Source organism: Neptuniibacter sp. 2_MG-2023 (assembly GCF_030547495.1).
Taxonomy (GTDB): domain Bacteria; phylum Pseudomonadota; class Gammaproteobacteria; order Pseudomonadales; family Balneatricaceae; genus Neptuniibacter.
This window is the reverse complement of sequence record NZ_JAUOQC010000001.1, coordinates 136255-160151: the sequence shown is the minus strand read 5'-3', so window position 1 is coordinate 160151 and position 23897 is coordinate 136255. Positions and strand designations below refer to the sequence as shown.

The 23897-nt window shown below is 42.6% G+C and carries 22 protein-coding genes; 10 read left to right on the top strand and 12 right to left on the bottom strand.

Features of this window, described 5'->3' with window-relative positions; all coding sequences use genetic code 11:
* Positions 1-62: 62 nt before the first annotated feature.
* Positions 63-512 (top strand): YaiI/YqxD family protein, encoded by a 450-nt coding sequence (locus Q4486_RS00745; RefSeq protein ID WP_067862039.1) that lies wholly within the window; start codon positions 63-65, stop codon positions 510-512.
* A 112-nt stretch (positions 513-624) separates the two neighbouring features.
* Positions 625-1023, top strand: coding sequence for a phasin family protein (locus Q4486_RS00740; RefSeq protein ID WP_067862037.1), 399 nt, complete (start codon positions 625-627; stop codon positions 1021-1023).
* Positions 1024-1073: 50 nt separating this feature from the next.
* Here Q4486_RS00740 and Q4486_RS00735 read toward each other — a convergent pair whose 3' ends face one another.
* Both Q4486_RS00735 and Q4486_RS00730 read right to left on the bottom strand, forming a co-directional pair.
* Positions 1074-2975, bottom strand: a complete 1902-nt coding sequence (locus tag Q4486_RS00735; protein ID WP_303517648.1) for a hybrid-cluster NAD(P)-dependent oxidoreductase — start codon at positions 2973-2975, stop codon at positions 1074-1076.
* Positions 2976-2993: 18 nt separating this feature from the next.
* Positions 2994-3236: a Rho-binding antiterminator gene (locus Q4486_RS00730; protein ID WP_303517647.1), complete on the bottom strand. Its 243-nt coding sequence runs from the start codon at positions 3234-3236 to the stop codon at positions 2994-2996.
* A 96-nt stretch (positions 3237-3332) separates the two neighbouring features.
* Here Q4486_RS00730 and Q4486_RS00725 point away from each other — a divergent pair, with 96 nt between their 5' ends.
* The 4 genes from Q4486_RS00725 to Q4486_RS00710 all read left to right on the top strand — a co-directional run bounded on the left by Q4486_RS00725 (position 3333) and on the right by Q4486_RS00710 (position 5465).
* Positions 3333-3572, top strand: coding sequence for a DUF3820 family protein (locus Q4486_RS00725; protein ID WP_075109474.1), 240 nt, complete (start codon positions 3333-3335; stop codon positions 3570-3572).
* Positions 3573-3751: 179 nt separating this feature from the next.
* Entirely contained in the window at positions 3752-4321 is a 570-nt protein-coding gene (locus tag Q4486_RS00720; protein ID WP_303517643.1) for a hypothetical protein, read from the top strand.
* Between the two features lie 68 nt (positions 4322-4389).
* Entirely contained in the window at positions 4390-4866 is a 477-nt protein-coding gene (gene ybaK / locus Q4486_RS00715; protein WP_303517642.1) for a Cys-tRNA(Pro) deacylase, read from the top strand.
* Positions 4866-5465, top strand: coding sequence for a hypothetical protein (locus tag Q4486_RS00710; protein ID WP_303517639.1), 600 nt, complete (start codon positions 4866-4868; stop codon positions 5463-5465). Before ybaK ends, Q4486_RS00710 begins: the two co-directional genes overlap by 1 nt.
* Before the next feature lie 65 nt (positions 5466-5530).
* On the opposite strand, the gene Q4486_RS00705 is transcribed toward Q4486_RS00710, so the two are convergent.
* Together Q4486_RS00705 and Q4486_RS00700 are read right to left on the bottom strand one after the other, a co-directional pair.
* On the bottom strand, positions 5531-6586 hold the full coding sequence (locus tag Q4486_RS00705; protein ID WP_303416457.1) for a DUF3549 family protein: 1056 nt from the start codon (positions 6584-6586) through the stop codon (positions 5531-5533).
* Between the two features lie 89 nt (positions 6587-6675).
* Positions 6676-7806 carry a GGDEF domain-containing protein gene (locus tag Q4486_RS00700; RefSeq protein ID WP_303517636.1) on the bottom strand — a complete coding sequence of 377 codons (1131 nt, stop codon included), beginning with the start codon at positions 7804-7806 and terminating at the stop codon, positions 6676-6678.
* Positions 7807-8233: 427 nt separating this feature from the next.
* Here Q4486_RS00700 and Q4486_RS00695 point away from each other — a divergent pair, with 427 nt between their 5' ends.
* A complete protein-coding gene (locus Q4486_RS00695; protein ID WP_303517634.1) occupies positions 8234-9091 on the top strand; it encodes a bifunctional helix-turn-helix domain-containing protein/methylated-DNA--[protein]-cysteine S-methyltransferase in 858 nt (285 codons plus the stop codon).
* A gap of 7 nt (positions 9092-9098) precedes the next feature.
* On the opposite strand, the gene Q4486_RS00690 is transcribed toward Q4486_RS00695, so the two are convergent.
* The 4 genes from Q4486_RS00690 to gcvA all read right to left on the bottom strand — a co-directional run bounded on the left by Q4486_RS00690 (position 9099) and on the right by gcvA (position 15598).
* Positions 9099-10394 carry a TolC family outer membrane protein gene (locus Q4486_RS00690; protein ID WP_303517631.1) on the bottom strand — a complete coding sequence of 432 codons (1296 nt, stop codon included), beginning with the start codon at positions 10392-10394 and terminating at the stop codon, positions 9099-9101.
* A gap of 13 nt (positions 10395-10407) precedes the next feature.
* Positions 10408-13458 carry an efflux RND transporter permease subunit gene (locus Q4486_RS00685; RefSeq protein ID WP_303517629.1) on the bottom strand — a complete coding sequence of 1017 codons (3051 nt, stop codon included), beginning with the start codon at positions 13456-13458 and terminating at the stop codon, positions 10408-10410.
* 6 nt (positions 13459-13464) lie between these two features.
* The gene (locus Q4486_RS00680; protein ID WP_303517627.1) at positions 13465-14523 is read right to left on the bottom strand and encodes an efflux RND transporter periplasmic adaptor subunit; all 1059 of its coding nucleotides are present in this window, start codon (positions 14521-14523) and stop codon (positions 13465-13467) included.
* 166 nt (positions 14524-14689) lie between these two features.
* Complete coding sequence (gene gcvA / locus Q4486_RS00675; RefSeq protein ID WP_303416597.1) at positions 14690-15598, bottom strand: transcriptional regulator GcvA; 909 nt, start codon at positions 15596-15598, stop codon at positions 14690-14692.
* Positions 15599-15822: 224 nt separating this feature from the next.
* On the opposite strand from gcvA, the gene Q4486_RS00670 reads away from it, so the two are divergent.
* Positions 15823-16017: an RSP_7527 family protein gene (locus Q4486_RS00670; protein WP_067862011.1), complete on the top strand. Its 195-nt coding sequence runs from the start codon at positions 15823-15825 to the stop codon at positions 16015-16017.
* Between the two features lie 62 nt (positions 16018-16079).
* Here the strand turns inward: Q4486_RS00670 and Q4486_RS00665 are convergent, their stop codons facing one another.
* The 4 genes from Q4486_RS00665 to Q4486_RS00650 all read right to left on the bottom strand — a co-directional run bounded on the left by Q4486_RS00665 (position 16080) and on the right by Q4486_RS00650 (position 20664).
* Positions 16080-18071, bottom strand: a complete 1992-nt coding sequence (locus tag Q4486_RS00665) for a methyl-accepting chemotaxis protein (protein ID WP_303517624.1) — start codon at positions 18069-18071, stop codon at positions 16080-16082.
* 152 nt (positions 18072-18223) lie between these two features.
* A complete protein-coding gene (locus Q4486_RS00660; RefSeq protein WP_303517621.1) occupies positions 18224-18679 on the bottom strand; it encodes a DUF4442 domain-containing protein in 456 nt (151 codons plus the stop codon).
* 181 nt (positions 18680-18860) lie between these two features.
* A complete protein-coding gene (locus Q4486_RS00655) occupies positions 18861-19367 on the bottom strand; it encodes a disulfide bond formation protein B (protein WP_303416465.1) in 507 nt (168 codons plus the stop codon).
* 109 nt (positions 19368-19476) lie between these two features.
* Positions 19477-20664: a pyridoxal phosphate-dependent aminotransferase gene (locus Q4486_RS00650; protein ID WP_303517619.1), complete on the bottom strand. Its 1188-nt coding sequence runs from the start codon at positions 20662-20664 to the stop codon at positions 19477-19479.
* Between the two features lie 314 nt (positions 20665-20978).
* Between Q4486_RS00650 and uvrB the strand changes: the two genes are divergently transcribed.
* The gene (uvrB, locus tag Q4486_RS00645; RefSeq protein WP_303416467.1) at positions 20979-23000 is read left to right on the top strand and encodes an excinuclease ABC subunit UvrB; all 2022 of its coding nucleotides are present in this window, start codon (positions 20979-20981) and stop codon (positions 22998-23000) included.
* A gap of 42 nt (positions 23001-23042) precedes the next feature.
* Positions 23043-23786 carry a FecR family protein gene (locus Q4486_RS00640; RefSeq protein ID WP_303517616.1) on the top strand — a complete coding sequence of 248 codons (744 nt, stop codon included), beginning with the start codon at positions 23043-23045 and terminating at the stop codon, positions 23784-23786.
* Positions 23787-23897 lie beyond the last annotated feature (111 nt).

Sequence of the window (23897 nt, the reverse complement as noted above, 5' to 3'; positions counted from 1 at the left end):
AATCCCGATTGAAGTATTATTGTCATGATGGAACTTTATTCTATTTTTGACAGAGGATATCTATGCATATTTGGGTTGATGCCGATGCTTGTCCAAAAGTAATCAAAGAGATTCTTTTTCGCGCGGCTGAACGAAAAAACGTATCAATGACTTTAGTAGCTAATCAGTATATGGCTACACCTCCATCGCCGTTGATCAATGCGGTTCAAGTACCGCAGGGATTTGATGTAGCGGATAACCACATTGTGGCTAAGATGGAAGAGGGGGATTTGGTCGTTACGCAAGATATTCCTTTGGCATCTGAAGTGATTGATAAAAAGGGTGTTGCTATTAATCCCCGTGGAGAGCTTTACACTCCTGAAAATATCAAACAGCGGTTATCGATGAGAGATTTTATGGAAACTCTACGTAACTCTGGTGTTGATACGGGTGGTCCTAACACTTTTAATCAATCTGATCGTCAGGCGTTTGCTAACCAGTTAGATCGTTTTTTGGCTAAAAGTTGCCGATAGAAATTTTTTTGTGCACTGCACAAAAAAACACTTGACTAAAAATCGTGCAAGTCGTATCTTAGCTGTAATGGATTGCTGCACTGCAGCATGAATAACATTTGGAGATATAAATATGAACGCTGCTAACCCTTTTGCTGATTTTTTCAAACCTGAACTTACTAAAGAGATGGCTGATCTTTTCAAACCAATGCAGAGCTTAGTTGAAGTAAACACTAAGACTGTTGAAACTTTGGTTTCACTTCAGAAAGCATACGTTGAAGAACTAGCTAATGCTTCTGTTGAACAGTTCAAAACTTTGTGCGAATGCAAAGATCCTAAAGCTGCTCTAGACCTACAGGTTAAATTCTATAAGTCTGTAGAAGCTAAAATGACAGAAACTGCTGAAAAAGGCGTTGCTGCAATGACTGAAGCTAAAGATGCTTACGTTGCAACTGTTGAAGAGTCTGGTAAAAAAGTAACTGAGCTAGCTGAAGAAGCTGCTAAAAAAGTTACTGAATTGAAAGTTGCTTAATTTCAATTAACAAATTCTAAAAAACCGGCTTATTAGCCGGTTTTTTTTGTTTAAAATTTGATAGTGCAGTCTGATTTAGGAATGCAACTACAGGCGAGAATAGTTCCTTGCTCTATCTCTTTTTCGCTTAATGGAATTTCAGAGTCCCGTTCTACCTCGCCTTGGATTAAGGTAACTTTACAGGCGCCACATACTCCCGCTCTACAGCCTGAAGGGATAAAAATACCGGCTTCTTCTGCTTGATCTAATAAGCTTGTTTGATTGTCGCCAGAGAAGCTTTGACCATTAATGGAGAGTTCAACTTCTTCAAGGAATGGTGGGGGAGCTAATAAACTGGGTGGTTGTCCAAAGCTTTCTTCATACCAATTCGCTTCTTTATGGCCTAGTTGCAGACATAGCGCTTTTGCTTTTGTCATAAAGCCTTCTGGGCCGCAACAGAGAATCGTGCGCTGTTCTATATTAGGGACAAGTAGTTTTATTTGCTCCTGACTGATTCCCCCTTTTATTCCGCTCCATTTTTCGTCTGGCTGACTTAGGCTGAAAATCAGTTTCAAGCGTGGATTTTGCTGTGCTAGCCAGAGTAATTCATCTTTGCAGATTAGATCTGCTTCTGTACGGGCTTGATGATAAAAGAGAATCTCCCGCTTAGAATGTTTATCTGTGAGTGAACGCGCAATGGATAGCATCGGAGTAATCCCGCTACCTGCCGACAGTAAAACAACAGGTAGTTCATGGGATATAACTCTTTCATTAAACTCGCCTTGCGGAGCTAGTGCCGTGATTTTATCACCGTCTGTAAGGTGGTCATGTAGCCAGTTAGAGACCTGGCCACCCTTCACTCGTTTAACGGTGATAGCTATATCACTTGGTCTCGAAGGGGAAGAGGACAGAGTGTAACAGCGGGAAACCCTTACCTCTCCTATAGTTATTTTTAGCGTTATAAACTGCCCAGCTATGTATTCTGCTTGGTAACCTGCGGGTAATTGAAAGCGAAGTGTTGTGACATCAGGGGTTTCATCTACTTTGGCAACGCAAGTTAAGTTAAGTGCTTGGTCTGACTTCCAAGTAGTTAAGTTACTAGCTCCTTGCGTAGTTAAGGTCATATCTTTATTAATAATAGGGGCATTATTGGGATACTGTTCAGCTGTTTTCATCTCGAGTATTTCAACTTTGTCGTTCTGTCTTATCTGACCTTCATTTAAGGGGATAAGGTTTTGCCCAAAATAGACTTCGTTATCATCGCCCCTGCGATAGTTCGCAAGAGTTTTAATAGGTTCGCCCTTGTCTATAGGGTTGAGAGAGGTTAACTCATAAGTGGTCATGACGCAGCGGGAGCAAGGTTTAACGATTTCAAACTCTACCTCCCCTATACGGATACGTTTCCAACTATCTTCGGCAAACGCTGCGCAATTACGGACGACTAAATTTGCACGAAACTGATCCATGATGGAGGGGCTTGTACTACGGCTATTTAGATCAGCTAACGAAGCCTCGGAAATTAGCAATAAAGGATAACCATCGGCAAAAGCGACAGGTTTGTTTGGGTGGCGTGAGGTGTATCGTTCGGACTGTTCACCAAAATAAAGGAGTTGGCATGCTTGTCCTAATTTGTCTGTAAACCATTCATCAAATTGAAGTCCACAGTGTTGCGCATTAATTTCTGTTCCCCATACAGTAACCTGACGATAATTTTGAAATAGCTCAGGGTAGTGGAGGCTAATACGATCCCCATCAGGAGAGATGACGACTATGCCGTCATCTATAATAAGTGCTTGGTAGTGTAGTAGCTCTGGGATTTGTCGAGCGGATAACAGCTCTCCCGTTGGGGTACTCAGCATAAATCGGCGATCAAAGGCTAAACCGGACTCACCGACGAAAGCTGAGGATAATGAAACGTTTGCCATCGATTTTACGGGGAAAATATTGATGGTACTTAATTGCGTGTTTGGCACTGATATTATCCTTAACGCTTAATAGGGTAGTGTACTGGTAATGTGATCTAATCGGATTTTGTAAGCTGTCTGCTCTTGGCTTTCTGCAATAAGATACTCCGCACCCTGCTCACATTGTAGGTTTAAACACCGTAATTTGAGGGTATACGTTTGGCCCTGATCTGACCATGTGAGCTTGTGTACCTCTTTCCGCATACATGCGAGCTCAAATCCGTCATATAAAGCACAATGAATAGGTTGATATTCTATGTTGTCAGACATTACTCTAACCCGATGTGATTTAGAAACCTGTAAACAAGAATAATATCTCAGTTCAGCGATGAACAGAGGGATAATCGATGAGATGTGAGATAAGTTTTGGATTTAGAGAAGAAACATCTACTTAAGTTGGCCAATATGAAGATGCCATTTGGTAAATATCAAGGCCGCGTGCTGCTAGATCTACCCGAAGAGTATCTATTGTGGTTTGCCCAGAAAGGGTTTCCCCACGGGGAGTTAGGCTCGTTGATGGAGTTGATGCTGGATATCCGGATCAATGGGTTAGAGTCAGTGCTTCAGCCTTTGCGGCAAACATCGAGGGTGCCCAAGCTGAGATGAATGGTATTGATCTGGATGCTTAAGGAGCGATAAATCTTGTCGAACCTAAGATTAAACTGAGTAATTCCCGTTGGCCGAGGTGCGTTGATCTTCTTTGGCCTTTGTAAAACCGATATAGGTATCGGTGGTGAATAGGGCGAACGAAGGTTCTAACATTAGTAGGAAATAGGTTTATAACTATGAAAAAAATCATGCGATCACTGAGTGTAGGTATTTTGGTTTTTGTTTTGTTGCCCATTAATAGTTATGGGGCAAAGCCTGAATGGGCAGGGAAAAAAGAGAATAAGGCAGATTATAAATCGTCCCATGTACATGAGGATAAAACGGGCCTTAATGCTGACTCACTTGTGAGTGAAGCCGAGACAATTTTAGAGGGCCTTTTTTCTACTGCTGAGCGGAAAACCATCTTAGATTATTATCGGTATGCGGAGTCGGATGCCCACCCTTATACAGGTAAACAGTGGGGGAAGAAAAAAGAGCTGCCTAAGGGGTTGCGTAAAAAGTTAGAAAGAGGAGGCGAGTTACCTCCGGGTTGGCAGAAGAAAGTTGCGCGGGGAGAGGTGTTGGATGTCGAGTTAAGGTACCAATCAACCTATCTACCAGAGTCCCTTTTATCTCGATTATCTAGAGAGCGTACTGCGACAGAAATTATTAAACTAAAAGATAAAATAATTCGAGTCAGCAAAGGTGAAGGTACTATTGTGGATATAATCGACCTTGCTGATCTCCTTATTCGAACGACAGAATAGTTAGCGACGCTTTCCATAAAAGAGCAAGCCGCTTTAAAGTCATTTTTTATGTGTTGTTAGGTTTTGTTATGACCCCAGCTATCGATATAGCCATTAAAGCAAACGTGCCCCATCAAGTGCATGAGTATAAACATGACCCAAACGCTGCGTCATATGGTACCGAAGCGGCTGAGGCGATAGATATTGATCCTGCACGGGTGTTTAAAACCTTGCTGGTGGAGCTAAATGGCGACAATAAACGTCTCGCGGTAGGGGTTGTTCCTGTATCTGGACAGTTAGATCTTAAGGCGATAGCAAGTGCCTTAAAGGTTAAGAAAGTAGCTATGGCACAGCCGCAAGATGCAGAGCGTGCAACCGGTTATGTTGTAGGTGGGATAAGCCCTTTAGGACAGAAAAAACGTTTGCCTCTAGTGCTAGATAGCTCCGCAGATCAGTATGAGACTATTTATATGAGTGCAGGTAAACGAGGGTTAGAGATAGAGATGTCAGCTGCGGATCTTTTAAGGTTGACCCAGGGAATATCGGCGGCAATTGGCCGAGGTTAGTGAAGGTTAATTACAGGGTTCTTATCAGCCTATCTTATGTTAACGTTAGGTTAGTAACTTGTTTTTTTTGGAGCATTCTACTTATCGCACAGCTTAAGTGTCCTAATATAATAGACTTAGAAGCCTCTGGCTTTGGCGTTGATAGCTACCCCATTGAAGTAGGCTTTGTGCTTTCTGATGGCACACGATATTGTAGTTTGATTCGCCCCAAAGATGATTGGTTACATTGGAGCGAAGAGGCGGAAGAGCATCATAAAATACCGCGTACTGATCTAATTCAGTCGGGTGCATCTGTTGAACAGGTTGCTAGTGAGCTTAATCATAAACTTTATAATCAAACGGTCTACAGCGATGGTTGGGTGGTTGATCAAACTTGGTTAATCAAGTTGTTTTATCGTGCAGGTATGCCGATGCAGTTCCGAGTAAGTGCTTTAGATATGATCTTATCTGAGCCCCAAATGGATATCTGGCATCAGGTTAAACAAGAGGTTGAGACGGAGCTGAATATCGTCCGTCACCGTGCCAGCAATGATGCTTTAATTATTCAGCAAACATTTGTAAGAACTCGGGAAATTAGCCAAGCTTTACAGCATACGTGAGGATAACTAACCGCTTAAGTCTAAGTACGATTAGTTATCTTTAGTTGGTTCTTTTACGTCGACGATTAACTGAAATTAGTTCCAAACATTTCGCCTATGGCGGTCGTTAATTCAGGGCTCCTATCTTCATTACGGAACTGCATTAGAATGAGTGCTCGTAGTGCAGGCATAAACATCAGATCTGATAGTATCCTTGAAAAACCGTTTTGGCCGCCTTTCCCTATAGCTAATTTTTCCAGAAATATGGCCAGAATAGCTGGATCTTGTAAGCATTCATGACAACGGGTTGCTACGGCAATAATCACTTCCGGCTCAAGTGCGTATTCACTTGTGACTATCTGTTTAATTAACGCCATCTTACGGGCACCGTTGGGGCCATTCGATAGTCCACGTGTGAGTGCCGCAATGTGATTAGCATTAGCGGTACCTTTTGCCAGTGTTTGTTCTGCGCGTAGGCAAAGGGCTTCATAAAGTTTGTGGTCTGGCTCAATACTTTCTAGGCAAGTGCAGAGCACCTCAAACGGAACGTCTGGCAAGAGGGGAATAGATTTCGTCAGTATTTTGCTGTTATTACCGTTTTGATGACGAACAACTAAATCAGCAATACCTTGGAAGCCTAGAGATTGCCAATCATCAAACCCCATCTGTCCTGAAAAGTATTGTTGTGCCTGTTCAAAATACTGAGAGGCCGGGTCGCTTGAGGTCAGTGTAGAGTAAGCATGGAAGAGCGCCATTTTTTCTTGGTCAGGTTTAAACGAGAAAGGGTTATCTTTAAGCGCGTCTTCTGGTACTTCACCGCTCTTTTCATGCTGCATTACCCCGCCAGCATTTTTTAGCAACCTTGAAAGCAGATCATCGCGCACCGCTTGAATTAGAAAACCTTGCTCATCTAAGGGGAGTTTTAGAAACCATGCAGCACCTTGCTGTTTATCTTTAGGATTCCATACCATCAATGCGACCCAGGCATGTTGTAGGTAAGGGTACGGATAAGGGGTTTGCTGGTTTTCAATCTTCTCAAATTGTTCAATGGAAAATTTCTGCACCCGACGGCCCATATCAAAGAATCGGAATTGACCGCCACTTTGGCGAAGTAACTCTGTAAGCGAGGAAATTTCAGACATGATCAGCACCTAAATAAACAGGAGCGCAATTTTAGCAGCTTTAGGATAATGAACAATAATACCTGTGGCTCAACTTGTTAGATGGTTGTTCAGATGATGACAAAACGATTTTTACCCGACTCTTTAGCTTGGTACATCGCTCGATCTGCCAAGATAATTGCTTCTTTGGAGCTTTCTGTTTGGTCGGAGAGAATATAGACACCAATACTGGCCGAGATAGAAATAGTGTCATTCTTGACCGTATATTGTGTATCTAAAATCTCAAGTAATTTATGAGCAATAATCGCTGTTTGGTTGGGGGATTCAATTTCGTTGATGAGAACTAAAAATTCATCGCCGCCTAAGCGTCCTAAAATATCGAAGCCGCGGAGCACGCTTATCATGTTTTTAGTTAAACTTTTTAGGCATTGATCCCCAAAATCATGACCAAACGTATCGTTGATGCTTTTGAAATTATCAATGTCGATAAACATAATAGCAGCTAAGTTTTTCTTACGATGGACTAGGGAAAGTAAACGCTCTAGTTGCTGAAGTAAAAACATACGATTAGGTAAGCCAGTGAGATTATCGTGGCAGGCTAAATGTTCGAGTCTATCATTCACCTTTGCTAGCTGTTGGCTTTGCTTAGTAGTGGTCATAATGACGTAAGTGGCAAACATAAAACCACCGGTGATGATAAGAACCATAAACATAATCAGCGTGGAGACTAAATCTGATATCTCTTCAGCTGAATGATAACGGGCATATTCATTTTGAGATTGCTGTAGGGCGATCATGCTATCCAATAAATCGGCTACTATAATTTGATCAGTTAATGTTTGATTGAGTGATTGTGTGTGCTCAGTATTTTCCTCAGCGAGTAAGAGCCTATCTGCAAATGCTCGTAAAATAGGGGCTCGTTTTGTTGTTTCTTTATCGAGTACCTCCATTAAGCTTTTTTCTTCGGATGATAACTGTGATGTTAATATCGCCATTCTGGCTTTATGGTAGTTTGAGCCATGATTATAGAACTGCTGTAGGGCTTCATCCCTTTCAAAATAATCTGTTTGTAAGGTCATGCGCCAAAGCAATATAGCCCGTTCTCTAACGGCTACACGCATCTCCATAGCCGCATTAAGTTGACGGTCGTTATTTTGGGTTGCTGTGAGTAACTCTGTTCTAATTTGAGAGTATTGTAGGTAGGAATATGTGGATGTGATGGCAAATGCTATGAATATCACAAAGAACCCCAGAAAGTAGAAGTAGGCCTTAATGTTGTTTTGTCCTGGGTTCATATGCTCGCATCATTTAGTTAAAAAGGTTTAGCTGAATGGTTGGGGCTGCCTCGATGAACTTTTTTATAGTTATATCTATATAAGTTTAGTTTGTTTTGAGTAGATTGCAGAAAGTTTACTCAAATATTAGAAGTAGTTTTTTTTCGAGATGAGCTTGGACTAGGAAAGTGGTTTTTATACGGTTGTTTTTTATAGGTATATGACAAGAAACGGGTGGTTGTTGTGACATAGGCCCCATAAAATATATTTTTGGCCTTTCTACGTTGTTGTATCTTGGTGTAGAGGCTATTTATTATGAAGTTGGATACTGTAGCGCAATTTCTGGGTCTAATACCCGTTGAGGGTTAGATAGCTAATCAATAGCAGGTAAAAAATGGCTAATAATTTTGCAGAAAGCACGACCAACTATCTTCGTATTGAGCGAGCTATCCATTTTCTTTGTGAGCATGCTGAAGAACAGCCATCGTTACCTGATCTAGCTGCTTATGTTGGCATTAGTGAGCATCACCTGCAAAAGATATTTAGTCGTTGGGCCGGCGTATCACCTAAAAGGTTTGTTCAGTTCTTGACCAAACAGAGAGCTAAGCAATCCCTTGCTCAATCACGAAGCGTATTAGATACGGCTCATGAGCTAGGTTTATCCGGCCCTAGCCGGTTACATGATTTACTGATTAGCTGTGAAGCGATGACACCCGGTGAAATTAAATCTTTAGGGGCTGGATTACTCATTTCTCATGGCTATGCGCTTTCGCCTTTTGGATTAGCGTATATTGCTTGGACGAGCCGTGGTATCTGTCATATGGCATTTTGTCAGTGTCCGGAACCTGATGTCGAGAGGGCTCTAGGGAAGCGTTGGAGTAGAGCATCTTTCTTGCGTGATGATAGTGGCGCCGCGAAATATATAGATCAAATATTTCAACCAAAAGGTAAAAAACAGCCATTACAGATAGTGTTAAAAGGGACCAATTTTCAGCTAAAGGTGTGGGAGGCGCTGCTTAATATAGGGGAAGGGGAGTTGATCTCATATTCTCAGTTAGCAACGATGATCGGTTCCCCAAAAGCATCGAGGGCGGTGGGGACTGCTGTCGCGTCCAATAATATTGGTTTTTTGATCCCTTGCCACCGAGTTATTCGTGAGAGCGGTGACTTAGGTAATTATCGCTGGGGTATAGAGCGTAAGGCGGCAATCCAAGGCTGGGAAGCCGCCCAAAGCCTAGCTGAGAGAAGCTAAGCAGTTCTTACTCTAACCAACGGTCTAGCTCATTGATATCTTCAGGGCTTAGGGTGCCGATCTGTTGTTTGAAGGTGATCAAGTTTTGCACAAAGTTAAAGCGTGCTGTCGCGTAGTCCCTTTTGGATGTATAAAGCTGTTGCTCAGCTTGAAGCACGTCTACAACATTTCGTGTACCTACGTTGTAGCCCTCTTCTGTAGCTTGTAAGGCAATTTCGCTAGATTTAATACTTTGTTTCAGGGCCCTAACACTTAATGCACCGGTACGAAGGTCACGTAAAAGGCTACGTGTTGATTGAGTGACCGCTCGCAAAGTATCATCTTGATTAAATTGCGCTTGAACAAGGCGTTGCTCTAATTCTCTTGATTTGGAACTGACTGAACCGCCAGAATACAAAGGAACAGAAAGGGTTAGGCCAATGGAACTTGTGTCTATTCCATAGTCTGTTGATGAAGTACCATCATCATAGTCATAACTAGCGCTCAGGCTTAAGGTTGGATAATGGCCTGCATGACCCGCTTGAGCTGCACGTCGTGCAGACTCTGTAGCTAGGCTGGCTACTTTAAGTGTCAGGTTGCTACTCATGGCTTTATCTAGCCATGGTTTTGCTTGTGAGGGGGTAGGCTCTTCAATCGGATAATCATCGGAAAGTTGTGCAATAACCTCAAAGCCTGTGCCTGTGAGCCTTGCAAGCTCTTCATAGCTATTATCTAGATCACCTTCAGCAGCTATTCTAGCTACGCGCGCATTGTCGTATGAAGCTTGTGCTTCTTGCACATCCGTATTTGCAATTAAGCCAACTTCAAACTGAGCGTTTACTTGATCCAAACGACGTTTGATTGCACGTTCTTGCGCTTCTGATGTTTGCAGATCGCTTTTTGCGCGAAGCACGCTTAGGTAAGCTTCAACGGTGCGGCTGATCAGGTTTTGCTGCTCAACATCAAACTGAAGAGACGCCTGTTGTGATAACACTTTACCTTGTTTAAACGTAAACCATGAGGCGGCGTTAAAAACTGGTTGCGTCAGCGCTAAGGTATAACCATGGTTGTTGTAATTAGCTGTATCTGAATCAATTGATGTGGTGTTTGCACTTAAGCTTAAGCTAGGTAAAAGAGACGCGCGGCTTTGTATTTCTATCTCTTTTTCCGCATTGTAGGCAGCTTCAGCCGCTTTTAATTGCGGATCATTGTTGAGTGCAAGTTGATAAATATCAGCCAACTGTCCAGCATTGACTGATGTTGCGAGCACTGAGCTTACTGCTAATGTCAGGCACGAAATTTGGAAAAGTTGTGTGATTTTCATGGAGTGAATGTCCTTAAACCTGTTCAGGTTGAACTTCTTTAAAAGTTCGCTTACCTAAGTAACTGTAAACTGTTGGAATTACGAATAATGTCAACAGTGTACCAAATGTCATCCCGCCGACAATAACCCAACCTATTTGTTGTCGTGATTCGGCGCCCGCACCAAAGGCAAAGGCCAGAGGGAATGTGCCTAATACGGTTGCGCCTGTTGTCATTAAAATTGGGCGTAAGCGTAAAGACGCTGCTTCTAAAATTGATTCTTGAAGTGTTTTGCCTTGATCTTGTAACTGATTGGCAAACTCAACGATCAAAATACCATGTTTAGTGACCAAACCGACTAGGGTGATAAGGCCTATCTGACTATATACACTTAAAGAGCCGCCGCTGTAGTGTAACGCAAACAAAGCACCAAAGATTGCAGGCGGTACAGATAGCATAATAATCATTGGATTTTTGAAACTCTCGAATTGAGCAGCAAGTACCAAGAATACAACAACTAGCGCCAATACAAAGGTCACCTGCATGCTACTGCTAGACGTTTTAAACTCTCTAGAGGAGCCGGTATAGTCATAAGATGCTTGCGGTGCAATTTCCCCTAGCTCCTTTTCAAGAAAGGCGAGGGCTTCCCCTAAGCTATAATCGGGGGCTAGCTGTGTTTGTATTTTAACCGCCTTAACTTTATCAAAATGGTTGAGCTCACGTGGAGCGACGGTTTCATTGATTTCCACTAAGTTGGATAACTGGACCATATCACCGTCATTTGTGCGCATATAAAGGTCTGTTAAGTCACTGGGGTCGCGGCGTTGTTCATCAGCCGCTTTAACTATGACTTCATACTGCTCACCAAGACGCTTAAAACGTGTCACTTCACGACCAGCCATATAGCTTTCTAAGGTTCGACCTAAGTCAGAAATATCGACATTCATATCAGACAGCTTGTCGCGTTTTACATCTATCTGTAGTTCAGGTTTGTTGAGTTTTAGATCGGAATCTGGTTGGGCAAAGCCTTTGTTTTCATGAACTTTAGCCATTAATTGATCGGTAATGTTTTTTAAATCTTCATAAGTCCCGTTTGTTTTGACGATGAATTCTACAGGGCGAGAGATAAAGCTCTGTCCAAGGGATGGGCGGTTAAGCGAGAAGCTCATAATGCCTGGAATGCCGCCGAAAAGCTTAGGCGTTTGCTCCTGCACTATTGCTTGTTGTTTCTTATCTCGATCTTCCCAGCGTTTAAGGCCTTGGAATACCAGCGCGTTAGTTTCTGAAGGGAACCCGACAACGGTAAAGTAGCGTTCAGTTTCAGGTGTTTTGCTGATTGTTGCTTCGATCTGGCGAGTATAGCGATCAATATAATCTACAGATGAACCGTCTGGTGCTAGGGCGAAGTTAAGGATCGTACCCCGATCTTCATAAGGTGCTAATTCTTGTGGAAGTTGTTGATAATAGAAGGCAGCACCGGCAAAGCTTAATCCCATAATAAGTAAAGCTAATAGACGGGATTTGAGCAGTTTCCCCAATAGCTTTTGATAGCTATGGGTGATCCAATTAAGAAAACCTTCAATTAAATTGAAAAATGCAGAGTGGCGTTTTTCATGTTTAAGCAGACGTGAACACATCATCGGCGATAAGGTCAGCGCGACAAAGGTCGATACGACTACCGCTCCTGCAAGTGTTAGCGCGAATTCAGTAAAGAGCTTTCCTGTACGCCCTTCAGAAAAGGCAACGGGGGCAAAAACGGCTACAAGGACAATCGTAGTAGCTAGTACGGCAAATCCGATCTCTTTTGCGCCTTTAAAGGCTGCTTGAATAGGGTGTAAACCTTCCTCTACGTGGCGGTAGATATTTTCCAGCATAACGATGGCATCATCGACAACGAGTCCTATTGCCAGTACGAGAGCCAGTAGGGTTAATGTGTTAATACTGAAATCCATCCAATACATCATGGCTAAGGCGCCGATGAGTGATAATGGAATCGTTACAACCGGAATAAGTGTGGCCCGAATATTTCTTAAAAAGAATAGAAGCACCAGTATGACGAGGATGCCTGCTTGTATTAAGGTTTGGTAGACGGACTTGATTGATTCTTCGATAAAAATAGAGGAATCATAGGCAACCTCAACATTCATACCTTCTGGTAAGGTCGGTTTTACCCGTTCGAGTGTTGCACGAATCCCTTTTGAAACATCAAGGGGGTTGGCGGTCGATTGTTTGACGACCCCTAATGCGACTGCATTTTCACCTTTGTAGCGAGTGATTCGGCGAATGTTTTCTGGGGCGATTTCCACACGAGCAACATCCTGTATACGGACAGGATAACCATCAACGTTACGAATAATAAGCCGTTTAAATGCTTCGACATCGTTTACGTCAGTTTTAGCTAATAGGGTAAATTCTCGCTCTTTACTTTCAATCCGACCGGCGGGTATCTCAATATTTTGGTGGCTTAAGGTTGTTTCAATATCACTAGGAATAACCTTGTAAGCGGCCATGCGTGCAGGGTCTAGCCAGATACGCATGGAGTACTTTCGTTCACCGACTACTCTGATATTCGCGACACCAGAGACGGTTTGTAGCTGATCTTTTACGCGTTGATCTGCTATCTCTGTGACTTCCATCATATCGTGCCTATCTGAGTTAAAGGCTAACCAGATAATAGGCTGTGCATCGGCTTCTGTTTTGGTAACGATCGGTGGGTCTATATCATCCGGCAGCTGCCCAGTAACTCGACTTACCCGGTCACGAACATCGGCCGCAGCGGCATTAGGTTCGCGGTCAATATTGAAGGTGATACTAATCTGGGATTTTTCTGTGCGGCTGATCGAATTCATAAAATCGATCCCTTCAATACCGGACAGGGAGTCTTCAATAATCTGTGTGACTTGGGTTTCAATAATTGATGCGCTTGCCCCAGGGTAGTTTGTTTCAACTGTAACAACGGGCAGATCTATTTTTGGGTATTCACGTATAGATAAACGGTCATACGAAATAAAGCCGATAAGTAAAATTAACAGGCTCATTACTGTTGCTAATACAGGGCGTTTTATACTGATCTCTGAAAGAACCATAATGGATTAGCCCTGTTTATCGGTTGTTGTTTCTTTTTGACTACCATCAACAAAGATAGGGGTCACAGGCATGCCGTGTTTGAGCTTTATCTGCCCTGCAATAATAAGAATGTCACCGGCTGTAAGGCCTTCAATGATTTGGACAACGCCTGGGCGTCGTTGGCCCATTTTAATCGGTGTCATTGCGACGGTATGCTCTTCTGTGACGGTCATCACAAAGAACTCTCCGTCTGAAGGAATAATGGCTTGTTCAGGTACAACCACGGTTTCTTGTTGATCGACAAGTAGTGAAACTTGTGCAAAAAGCCCAGGTCTTAGTTTACCTTCATCATTGGCGATCTCTGCGCGGATCTCTATATTATGGGCGCTGTTATCGGAGCTAGGTGATACGGCTGTCACTTTACCTTTAATCACTTCACCTGGTAATGCATCGACATTAACTTCGAGTATGCGGCCATTTTTTAGCTCTGAGAGATAGATTTCAGGGAATTTAAGGTCCAGTTTTAATTTGCTGTAGTCAGTCAATCTAACTAGATTTTCGCCTTGGTCGACAAAATCACCAGGGCTTACCAGCCTTAAACCTGTATAGCCGGTAAAAGGCGCTTTTATTGTCATTTTATCTAGTTTAGCTTGAGCTAGTGCTTGGTGTGCTTGATCTACGCGTAGTTGCGCTAAAGTACTGTCTCTATCTTGGGCGGAACCGACTTTTTTCTTCAGTAGACTTTTGGCGCGTTCATAATCTACACGGCTTAACTGCACGCTAGCTTGTGCTGATTTAAGTTCTGCAATGTAAACTGAACTATCTAGTTTAAATAATGGTTTGCCTTGCTCTACCTTTTCGCCTTCTTCAAAGAGAATTTCCTCAATTCGTCCACTTTGTTCAGGGCGCAACATTACCGATTCGTTCGCTCTCAAACTGCCTACCGCAGATATTTTCTTATCTAAAATAGAGTTGGCTACAGTGATAACTTCTGCTGGTAACCCTTTAGCGAAAGAGGATAGAGAGAGTAGTGCGGTTAATATGGCAACCGAGAAAGTGAAATAGGATTTATTAAGCATAGGCATTATTATTATCGTCCCTAAAAAATTGTAGATGCTATTGTAACGGGATGCATAGCGCTCACAACGCTTTATAGTGTTGAGAAATGCAACAATCTGTTCTTGAATCTGTGTTAGTTGTTGTGTCCGACCATAAAACCGGTCGGTTTATGCCAAGCATATATAAAGATCTTTACAGTTGTTGTAGTGAGCGCTGTTCCGTTTGCATCTCATCGAGAATCCAATCTCTAAAGGCTTGCATGCTCTCCGTTAGAGGGCGTCCTTTTTGATAAACTAAGTAGAACGACTTTTGTGTATCTAAGGATATATCCAGTGGGCAAATGAGTTGTCCATATTCCAGTTCCCGTTCTGCAAGGCCGCGGTCAGCCAAAGTGATACCTAAGCCTTCCATAGCTGCACCTAATGCTAGTGATGTACTGGAAAACGTCATGCCCCGTGTATTCTCTATTTCATTAACGCCGTTTTGTTCCAGCAGAGATTGCCACTCGGTATCCCGTTTAGATATGTGGATAAGTGTGTGCTGTAGAAGATCCTCAGCTGATTTTATTGGAGGCTTTCCCTCTAAAAGCTTAGGGCTGCATACCGGTACTAAGTGTACGTTGCGTAATAGATGGTAGTGGAGATCAGGCCAGTTGCCATCACCATAAAACACGGCCATATCCATATCGCTGTAGCGAAAATCGATCTGGCTCATTGATGCAGTTAATCGAAGCTCCACATCAGGGCTGAGTGATTGGAAGTGATTAATTCTTGGCACTAACCAACGAGTTAGAAAAGCTGGTGCAACACTTAAATTAACAATATTTGAGTTGGGAACCGTGACTATTTTTTTTGTCGCTTCATCTATTTCATCTAAAGCTGATTGAATAGCAAGAAGGTATCGTTCGCCGGGTGGTGTAAGCGCTACACGTCGTTTAATACGTTCAAATAGCTGGACGCCTAAGAAGGATTCAAGAGCCTTTATTTGATGGCTCACAGCAGAAGGTGTCACAAATAGCTCTTCTGCCGCTTTGTGGAAACTGCCTGCACGGGCGGCTGCTTCAAAGCTGCGCAGGGCATTAAGAGGAGGAAGGCGTCTGATAGGAAACTCCTATAGATGAGATAAATTCATCTATTTGGTGAAAAACTGTCGTTTGTTAATGTCCTTGGTAGACTTTAGTATGTACAACATCGTTAATCAACAAGTGATCTGTTTATCTTTAGTTACAGTAACTTATTTTTATTTGTAGCTTAGATTTGATGAATTTATTTGTTCGAGCAGCGGGGCTTCTTTTAATTGTTTTGTTGATTTAATTTGGTGTATGTGTGAATAACGAATTTGAAATGTCAGTACGTCTTAATGCTTGTGGTGATGTAGATACTGCATATTACATGGCTCTAGCCAAAGAGCAGCGTAGTGAGGCTTTTGTTGGTGCTATAGCGGTTGCTGTAGCGGCGGTTAAAAAGTTACTGAGCTCTTCTCATTCCAACCGTTTATCGGTACCTACATACACTTATTGAAATTGATTAGTTACATCCTGTTATTTTGCCCGCTTTTAAGCGGGCTTTTTTATACCTGAAATTTATAGTTTGAAGGTAGTAATGACGCTGTTTAATTTATTAGACAGGTCGCTCATTTGGCTACATGCTTTTGCTGTCTCATCAGCTCCTTGAGCCGTGAGTTCACTTGCCTTGTTTACGTGTGAAATGCCGAGTTCAATATTTTGAGCGTTCTCTGATTGCTCCTCTGCATACAGAGTGATGTGATCGTTCATTTTTGAAATGGTAGAGATTGATTCTGTTATCTCATGTAAGGCTGTACCTATTGATTTTGATTGCGCTGCTGTTTGTTCTGCTTTTTTTGCACTGTTCTCCATAACAACCACGGCGCTATCTATCCCTTTTTTGAATTCGTTCAGCATACACTCAATCTCTTCAGTAGAGCTGTGAGTTCGTTGAGCTAAGTTTCGCACCTCATCGGCCACGACGGCGAAGCCCTTTCCTTTATCACCTGCTCGGGCGGCCTCTATTGCCGCATTCAGTGCGAGTAAGTTGGTCTGCTCGGCAATGCCTTTGATCACATCTAGCACTTTAACTATATTGGTGCTTTTTGCGGCCAGTTGGTCAATTGATTGGCTTGATTTACTTAAATGCGCTGATAGTTGCTCAATTTGATCTAATGCGCTTTGGACTTGTACATGGCTTTTGAATGCTAATTCATTGGTTTGAGAGGCTTCCGCGGAGGCGTTATTGACTTCGTAACTGATTTTTTCAGCTAAAGCGGACATTTCAGTAATAATTAATGACATCTCTGTGGTTTGTCGTTTTTGTTGCTGAGCTGATTGGCTAGAGTTGTAAGCGGTTGTATCTAAGCTTTTTGACTGTTCTTCGACACTGCTTGCAGTATGTTTTAGTTGCTCAATTAGAATATGAATCCGCTGTCTCATCTCATTAAATTGATTACTCAGTTGTGCCATTTCGTCTTTAGATTGTAAGTCGATGGTCGTTGTTAAATCCCCTTGGGCTATTTGCTTTGCTGCATTGAGGACTTGTTTCATATTTCTTTGTACTGAAATATTAAATCCAAGATAAAAGTAGGCAGCTAAAAGAATAATTAAAGAGATGGCAGCGACTAAGCTATATAACTGTCGTTTTTGTACTTCGAGGCGTTCTTTTAATATATGTGATGCATAGCCGAGGGCTAGATCAGAAAAGTGGAAGATATGTTCGAGATCCTGACTGGACGCGTTAAAAAAGGTTTCCCAAGACTGCTCCATATTTTCGCCAACAATAATATCTCGATCAAGACGATCAGCAAAATGGAGGAGTGCTTGGTGAGATTGGCGACTTAATTCAACTAATTGTGGGTCAATATCCTGAAGGTTCTCTAGTTTTTCTGTGATTGCGTTTAATGACACGGCGCTTTTTTGTAAGTGATCATAAAGTTGGTTTAAATGATCGAGTGCTGCTGAACCAAGATAGCCGGTGGACAGCCCATGTCCTGCATAATCTCGTGTGGCGCCAATGTTTTCTAGGGTTGTGGGGATATCTTCAAGTAGTGCTCTTAAGATGATATAGATTCGAGTATCTAGATCGCGAGTGATACCTGAGTTAAAGCTTTCTTCTTCACTTATTTTGACTAATGATTGACTTAACTGATTAAAATATTGGAAGCGGTTTTCAATATCTAAGTTCAATGTTGAAAACTGTGAGGTATCTATTTTTTGCCATAAATTCGCGAGGTCAGATTCAGGTATAAGCTGTGTGGTTATTATCTTTCTTAGCTCAGCGAGCTGTTGCTCTTTTTTCGGTTTTAGTGGCTGGTTTACGAAGCCAATAGTAAATCGCAGGTCTCTATAATCTGTAAACGCTTTTAGTAATTGATAGTTAGTATTGAGCTTTTTTATAGCGATGGCTCTATGTTGTGTGTCGGTAATATCGGTTCGTAAATACTGAATTTGGACAGTACAAAGTAGGGCGAGAGGAAGCGTAAATACAGTGCTAACCAAGATGAATTTGTATAGATAAGGCAGTCTATCCATCAGTCGAATGACGGGGGTTAGAATGAAAGTCATTGTAATGTTCCGGATGCTGTTAGTTGTTTTTATTTTTAAGCGTGATTGAATCAGGCAAAGATGGTAATTATTGATCGATGGTATTAATTTAAAGGCACGCAGACGCTGAGTCAGTGACAGAAAGCAGGTAATCTAGTAACAAATTTCTTCAGCTATAGGGTGGGGCGTCGTTTTACATAAAGAACTTTTTTTACTCGAGCAATAAGGTTCTTGTCGCTATCGATGATTTCCACGTGGAATTCGGGGAACTGCTTTTTTCCTGTTTGGGCTGAAGTCTGGATCTGTTCTATCTGTTCGTCTAATACGTGGATATGTGCAGTTATTTTTTTCTTGGTTGCTTTTATAAAGGCAATTTCAGCTGCGCTATCCCAAACCCAGTATTCCTTGCCAAGTTTTTTCATAAGAATAAGCATGATATGTGGGTCGATCATTGAATAGATACTACCGCCAAAATGAGTGCCGACGGCATTACGGTTATACCAGCGGACTTTCATTGATACGGTGATATGGTTCCAATCGTCGGATATGTTTTCTACTTTTATGCCAGCACCAATATAGGGAGGGTATAAGTTGAGTAGATGTTTCATTGTTCTTGCTGACAGCTTCATACATAGGCTCAAAAGCAGAGAAGGGTAGCGTTGTATTTTTAGGGTAGTTGGTCGGTGTGTCAGTGACAGAAAAGGTTCTTTTTACTAACTGAATCGTTCAGTTTATGAGATGGCTTAAATAATCTGGAATGATTTAGGCGAATGAATAGATTATTTAAGCCATATGCAGCGTTAGTTGTGGCTATTTATGGCGAAATTGAAGTGCGCTGAATAAAATAGAAACGCTTACAAGTAAAATAGATATAAGCATTAATCCTTCAGCCATTGTTATACCAAACAGAAGTTCTGGTGTGTATCCGCAAGGCTCCCAAGGTTCAAATACTTGGGGAATCCACTGATCTAATGCAAACCAGTTAGGTAGGCCGCTGTTCATGCTACAGCTATCAATGACCCAGCCGCGTTCAACAGCTAAGGTTTGCCAAGAGCGCTCAGTTAATCCAAGGCTAACAAGAAGCATTAGTAGGTGGGATAGTTTAGCCCCCCAGAGGGATTTTCTAACAAAGAATCCTAGAATAGCTACAAGAGTGAAAGCCATGACCCAGATACGAATATGGATGCAGAGTACGCAAGGGCCGTAATTTAATCCGTATTGAAAGAATAGCGCGACGCCTTCCATGCTAAGGCCAAGTATAATGAGCCCAAGCCAATACCAAGACGAACGACTTAAACAGCTTAATTTACTTAGCATCGACTATCTCCTTTTATATAAGTAGTTTCTCTGATGCCGAAGTCGCGAGAAGGTTCCAATAGATAGAAAAAACCGAGCATATAAGCTCGGTTTTTTTGTGTTCACCCGATTAGGCAGAAAGTGCTTTGCTGATACGTCCAAGCGCATCTTCAAGTACGTCCATGCTGGTCGCAAATGATAAGCGCATATTGCCGGGGGCGCCAAACGCGGAACCGGGTACTAGTGCGACACCCGCTTCTATTAATAAGAACTCAGCTAGTGCTATATCATCTTCAAAGCGGTCATCATTATCGATCACTTCCTGAAAACTAGGGAAAGCATAAAAGGTACCGTCAGCAGGAATGCAGCTCACACCGGGAATGCTGTTAAGTGTTTTAACAACATACTCGTGGCGGGCTTTGAAAGCGACGACCATCTCTTTAACACAATCTTGTGAGCCTTCAAGTGCTGCTTGTGCGGCGACTTGAGCGATCGATGTTGGGTTTGATGTGCTTTGCGATTGGATCTTTTTCATCGCGCCAATCAGCCAAGCCGGTCCTGCTGCATAGCCTATGCGCCAGCCAGTCATTGAATAAGCTTTTGAAACACCGTTTAGCACGATTGTACGATCATAAAGCTCAGGGCATGCATTTAGTATGTTGACGAATGAATTGTCATTCAAGCGAATGTGCTCATACATATCATCTGTAGCAATCAATACCTTCGGATACTTCAGCAGAACTTCTGCTAATGCTTTAAGTTCGTCTAGTGTATACGCAACGCCAGTTGGGTTTGATGGGCTGTTTAAAACCATTAGGCGTGTTTTGTCGTTGATCGCCGCTTCAAGTTGCTCTGGCGTCATTTTAAAGCGCTGTGCTTGTGTTGTGGTAACAATCACAGGTTTTGCGTCGGCCATAAGAACCATATCAGGGTAAGACACCCAGTATGGAGCAGGTACTATAACTTCATCCCCTTCGTTTAACAGAGCAAGGGAAAGATTAAAGAAGCTTTGTTTTCCGCCGCAGGAAACAAGGATCTGATTAGCTTCGTAATTTAGGCCATTATCATGTTTGAATTTATTAATAATCGCTTTTTTTAGGGATGGCGTTCCGTCTACAGCGGTATATTTAGTGAAACCTTCATTCAACGCCTGGATGGCAGCCTGCTTGATGTGATCGGGCGTATCAAAGTCTGGCTCACCAGCACCCAGGCCAATAATGTTCTTACCTGCCGCGCGTAATTCTGCTGCACGGTTAGTAACCGCCAGCGTTGGTGAAGGTTTTATGTTGTTGACGCGGTCTGAAAGTTGAACGTTCAAGCCTAAATCCTCAAAAATTACCTGCTTGTATAAGTGATATGAAAGGGGCGCATCAGCAGGTGGCGATATTAATCAGTAGTTATGGCAAAGCAAAAACTACATCAGGCGTCCCCAAACCCGCTAATAATACAGCAAAGAAAAGCCAGCATGAATCCTGTTTCGGTTAAAAAACGCCTTTTTAGATCAATATATTGGTCATAATTCTATTAAAGGAAACTTTATTGCTTCGATTATGTTCTTTGTAGGGGAAATAACTGCTCAAAATAAAAGGGAGTGGGATATAATGCGGGGTTTTATCTTCGCATGGTTATGGTATGAAAGAGCGCTTTAAAGTTCATTCGAAATTCGCTCCGGCGGGTGATCAACCGCAAGCAATCGCAGAACTCGTCGATGGTATACAGTCGGGCTTAGCTTCACAGACACTTTTGGGGGTAACGGGGTCTGGTAAAACCTTTACGATTGCCAATGTCATAGCTCAAGTTCAGCGCCCCACGATTGTGATGGCCCATAACAAAACCTTAGCAGCCCAGCTTTACGGTGAGTTTAAGGAGTTCTTTCCGGATAATTCGGTGGAGTACTTTGTATCCTATTACGATTACTACCAGCCTGAAGCTTATGTTCCCTCTTCTGATACCTTTATTGAAAAAGACGCCTCGATTAATGACCATATAGAGCAGATGCGGCTTTCAGCAACCAAAGCTTTATTGGAACGGGATGACGCCATCATTGTTGCTACGGTTTCTGCTATCTATGGTTTAGGTGATCCGAAATCGTACCTCGGCATGATGCTGCATATAGATCGGGGCGATATTATTGACCAGCGGGCTGTCTTGCGTCGTTTGGCAGAGTTGCAATACACCCGTAATGATGTGGAACTACACCGTGGTACTTACCGCGTAAGAGGGGAGGTTATCGATGTATTCCCCGCAGAGTCGGAGCAGGAAGCGATCCGTATCCAGCTGTTTGATGAAGAGATTGAAGAGATTAGCTATTTTGATCCATTGACCGGCGAAATACTACGCCGAGTTCCCCGCGCGACTATCTATCCAAAATCCCATTATGTTACGCCCCGTGAAACTTTGTTGGCTGCGGTCGACAAAATTAAAGATGAGCTACGAGAGCGATTAAAACAGCTGCGTGATAATCAAAAACTGGTTGAGGCGCAAAGGTTAGAGCAGCGAACTCTCTATGATATGGAGATGATTATGGAGCTTGGGTATTGCTCAGGCATCGAAAACTATTCTCGCTACCTATCTGGTAGAGAGCCGGGGGCTGCACCGCCAACCTTATTTGATTATCTGCCGGATAATGCCTTGCTTGTACTGGATGAATCCCATGTCACCGTGCCGCAAATAGGGGCGATGTACCGTGGTGACCGTTCGCGTAAAGAAACGCTGGTTGAGTATGGTTTTCGTCTACCTTCTGCATTAGATAACCGGCCGATGAAATTTGAAGAGTGGGAGGAAGAATCCCCTCAAATGATTTTTGTATCTGCGACACCGAGTAAATATGAGGCTGCTAATCAGCAAGCAGTTGTTGAACAGGTGGTGCGCCCGACAGGATTGATTGATCCAGAGGTTGAGGTTCGACCTGCTTCAACTCAAGTGGATGACTTGTTATCAGAGATACATAAGGTCGTTGCTAAAAAAGAGCGTATTATCGTTACTGTGCTTACGAAGCGTATGGCTGAGGATCTGACTGAATACCTCGATGAACACGGAGTTAGAGTTCGATACCTTCATTCCGATATAGATACGGTTGAGCGTGTGGAAATTATTCGAGACCTCCGTATTGGTGAATTTGATGTCTTAGTCGGCATTAATTTACTTCGAGAGGGTATTGATATGCCCGAAGTGTCTTTAGTTACGATACTTGATGCCGATAAAGAAGGCTTCCTCCGTTCAGAAACATCGTTGATTCAGACAATTGGACGTGCGGCTCGAAATGTTAATGGGCGCGCTATTCTATATGCGGATCGAATAACTGGCTCAATGCAAAGGGCAATAGATGAAACCCAGCGACGTCGAGATAAGCAGATTGCTTATAATGAAGAGCGCGGGATCGTGCCTAAAGGTATTACGAAGTCGGTCGCTGATATTATGGAAGGAGCTAGTACGATCCCAGGCCGCAAAGCAACACGAACGGCGAAGAAAGTTGCGGAGCAGACAGGTGAGTATCAGGTAGATCCGTCATTGATGTCAGTTAAAGAGCTGGCAAAAGCGATGACACGCATCGAAGATAAAATGTATGAAGCCGCTAAAAATCTAGATTTTGAAGTTGCAGCACGTTATCGCGATGAATTACAGAAATTAAAACAACACACATTTGTTAGTTGAGTTTTTATCGATTTGACGACAGTTTAAAACAAGGAAGAAATCATGGCACGGCTCTCTAGATTATTGATGTTTTCAGCGGTGCTATTAACGACTGCAATCGGTTCAAACCTGAGTGTGGCCGCGGCTCAAGAAGCAGCCGTAGTTGTTTTAAGTATAGGGGAAAACACGGCCCAACTACCGCAGCAACCTAGTCGTGATCTCAAACGTAAATCTAGCATATATACGCAGGATTTAATCTCAACAGGGCCTAAAGGACAACTTCAGTTACGTTTTAGCGATGGTTCCCGTTTCTCCTTACGAGAAGAAACCGTATTCAGTGTTGAAACCTACCAATTTAATAAAGATACACCGGAAACGGGGAACTCAGTTTATCGCCTATTAAAAGGTGGACTGCGGACCATTACCGGTGCGATCAGTCATGCTAATGTGGAGCATTATCAAGTGCATACACCGATTGCAACTATTGGGGTTCGAGGCACACATTACACGCTTTTCTACTGCGATAGCGCCTGCCAACAAGATACGCGTGGCATAATGGGGCTGTACGGCTATGTCTTGGAGGGAGAAATCGTTGTAGAAAATGATTTTAGTAATGCGCCTGTTTCCGCTGGACATTACTTCTTCTTAGCAAGTAGGGAGAGTCGAATAGAGACGAAAGACACTCCTTTCGATATTTTTGAAACAGTTAAAGACCTAGGGCCTGTTTTAATCGATGGTGTTAATGATAAAAACATTCCTGCGACAGAGGTTTTGAACTCTAGAGCGTTACCACCACAATATCAGTAACAAAAAAAGCGCTAAGTTTTATTAAAATTGTAGATGTATCGTCCTTATATAGCTGTTAGCCTTAAACTAATAGTGTTTAAAAACCACTTATAATCTTGCTCAGGAGTAGTC

What these genes read in the sequence shown, in the direction of transcription:
- Q4486_RS00745 (WP_067862039.1), top strand. Translation starts at nt 63, where the DNA reads ATGCATATTTGGGTTGATGCCGATGCTTGTCCAAAAGTAATCAAAGAG.
- Q4486_RS00740 (WP_067862037.1), top strand. Translation starts at nt 625, where the DNA reads ATGAACGCTGCTAACCCTTTTGCTGATTTTTTCAAACCTGAACTTACT.
- Q4486_RS00730 (WP_303517647.1), bottom strand. Translation starts at nt 3,236, where the DNA reads ATGTCTGACAACATAGAATATCAACCTATTCATTGTGCTTTATATGAC.
- Q4486_RS00720 (WP_303517643.1), top strand. Translation starts at nt 3,752, where the DNA reads ATGAAAAAAATCATGCGATCACTGAGTGTAGGTATTTTGGTTTTTGTT.
- ybaK (WP_303517642.1), top strand. Translation starts at nt 4,390, where the DNA reads ATGACCCCAGCTATCGATATAGCCATTAAAGCAAACGTGCCCCATCAA.
- Q4486_RS00705 (WP_303416457.1), bottom strand. Translation starts at nt 6,586, where the DNA reads ATGTCTGAAATTTCCTCGCTTACAGAGTTACTTCGCCAAAGTGGCGGT.
- Q4486_RS00695 (WP_303517634.1), top strand. Translation starts at nt 8,234, where the DNA reads ATGGCTAATAATTTTGCAGAAAGCACGACCAACTATCTTCGTATTGAG.
- Q4486_RS00690 (WP_303517631.1), bottom strand. Translation starts at nt 10,394, where the DNA reads ATGAAAATCACACAACTTTTCCAAATTTCGTGCCTGACATTAGCAGTA.
- Q4486_RS00685 (WP_303517629.1), bottom strand. Translation starts at nt 13,458, where the DNA reads ATGGTTCTTTCAGAGATCAGTATAAAACGCCCTGTATTAGCAACAGTA.
- Q4486_RS00680 (WP_303517627.1), bottom strand. Translation starts at nt 14,523, where the DNA reads ATGCCTATGCTTAATAAATCCTATTTCACTTTCTCGGTTGCCATATTA.
- Q4486_RS00665 (WP_303517624.1), bottom strand. Translation starts at nt 18,071, where the DNA reads ATGACTTTCATTCTAACCCCCGTCATTCGACTGATGGATAGACTGCCT.
- Q4486_RS00660 (WP_303517621.1), bottom strand. Translation starts at nt 18,679, where the DNA reads ATGAAGCTGTCAGCAAGAACAATGAAACATCTACTCAACTTATACCCT.
- Q4486_RS00655 (WP_303416465.1), bottom strand. Translation starts at nt 19,367, where the DNA reads ATGCTAAGTAAATTAAGCTGTTTAAGTCGTTCGTCTTGGTATTGGCTT.
- uvrB (WP_303416467.1), top strand. Translation starts at nt 20,979, where the DNA reads ATGAAAGAGCGCTTTAAAGTTCATTCGAAATTCGCTCCGGCGGGTGAT.
- Q4486_RS00640 (WP_303517616.1), top strand. Translation starts at nt 23,043, where the DNA reads ATGGCACGGCTCTCTAGATTATTGATGTTTTCAGCGGTGCTATTAACG.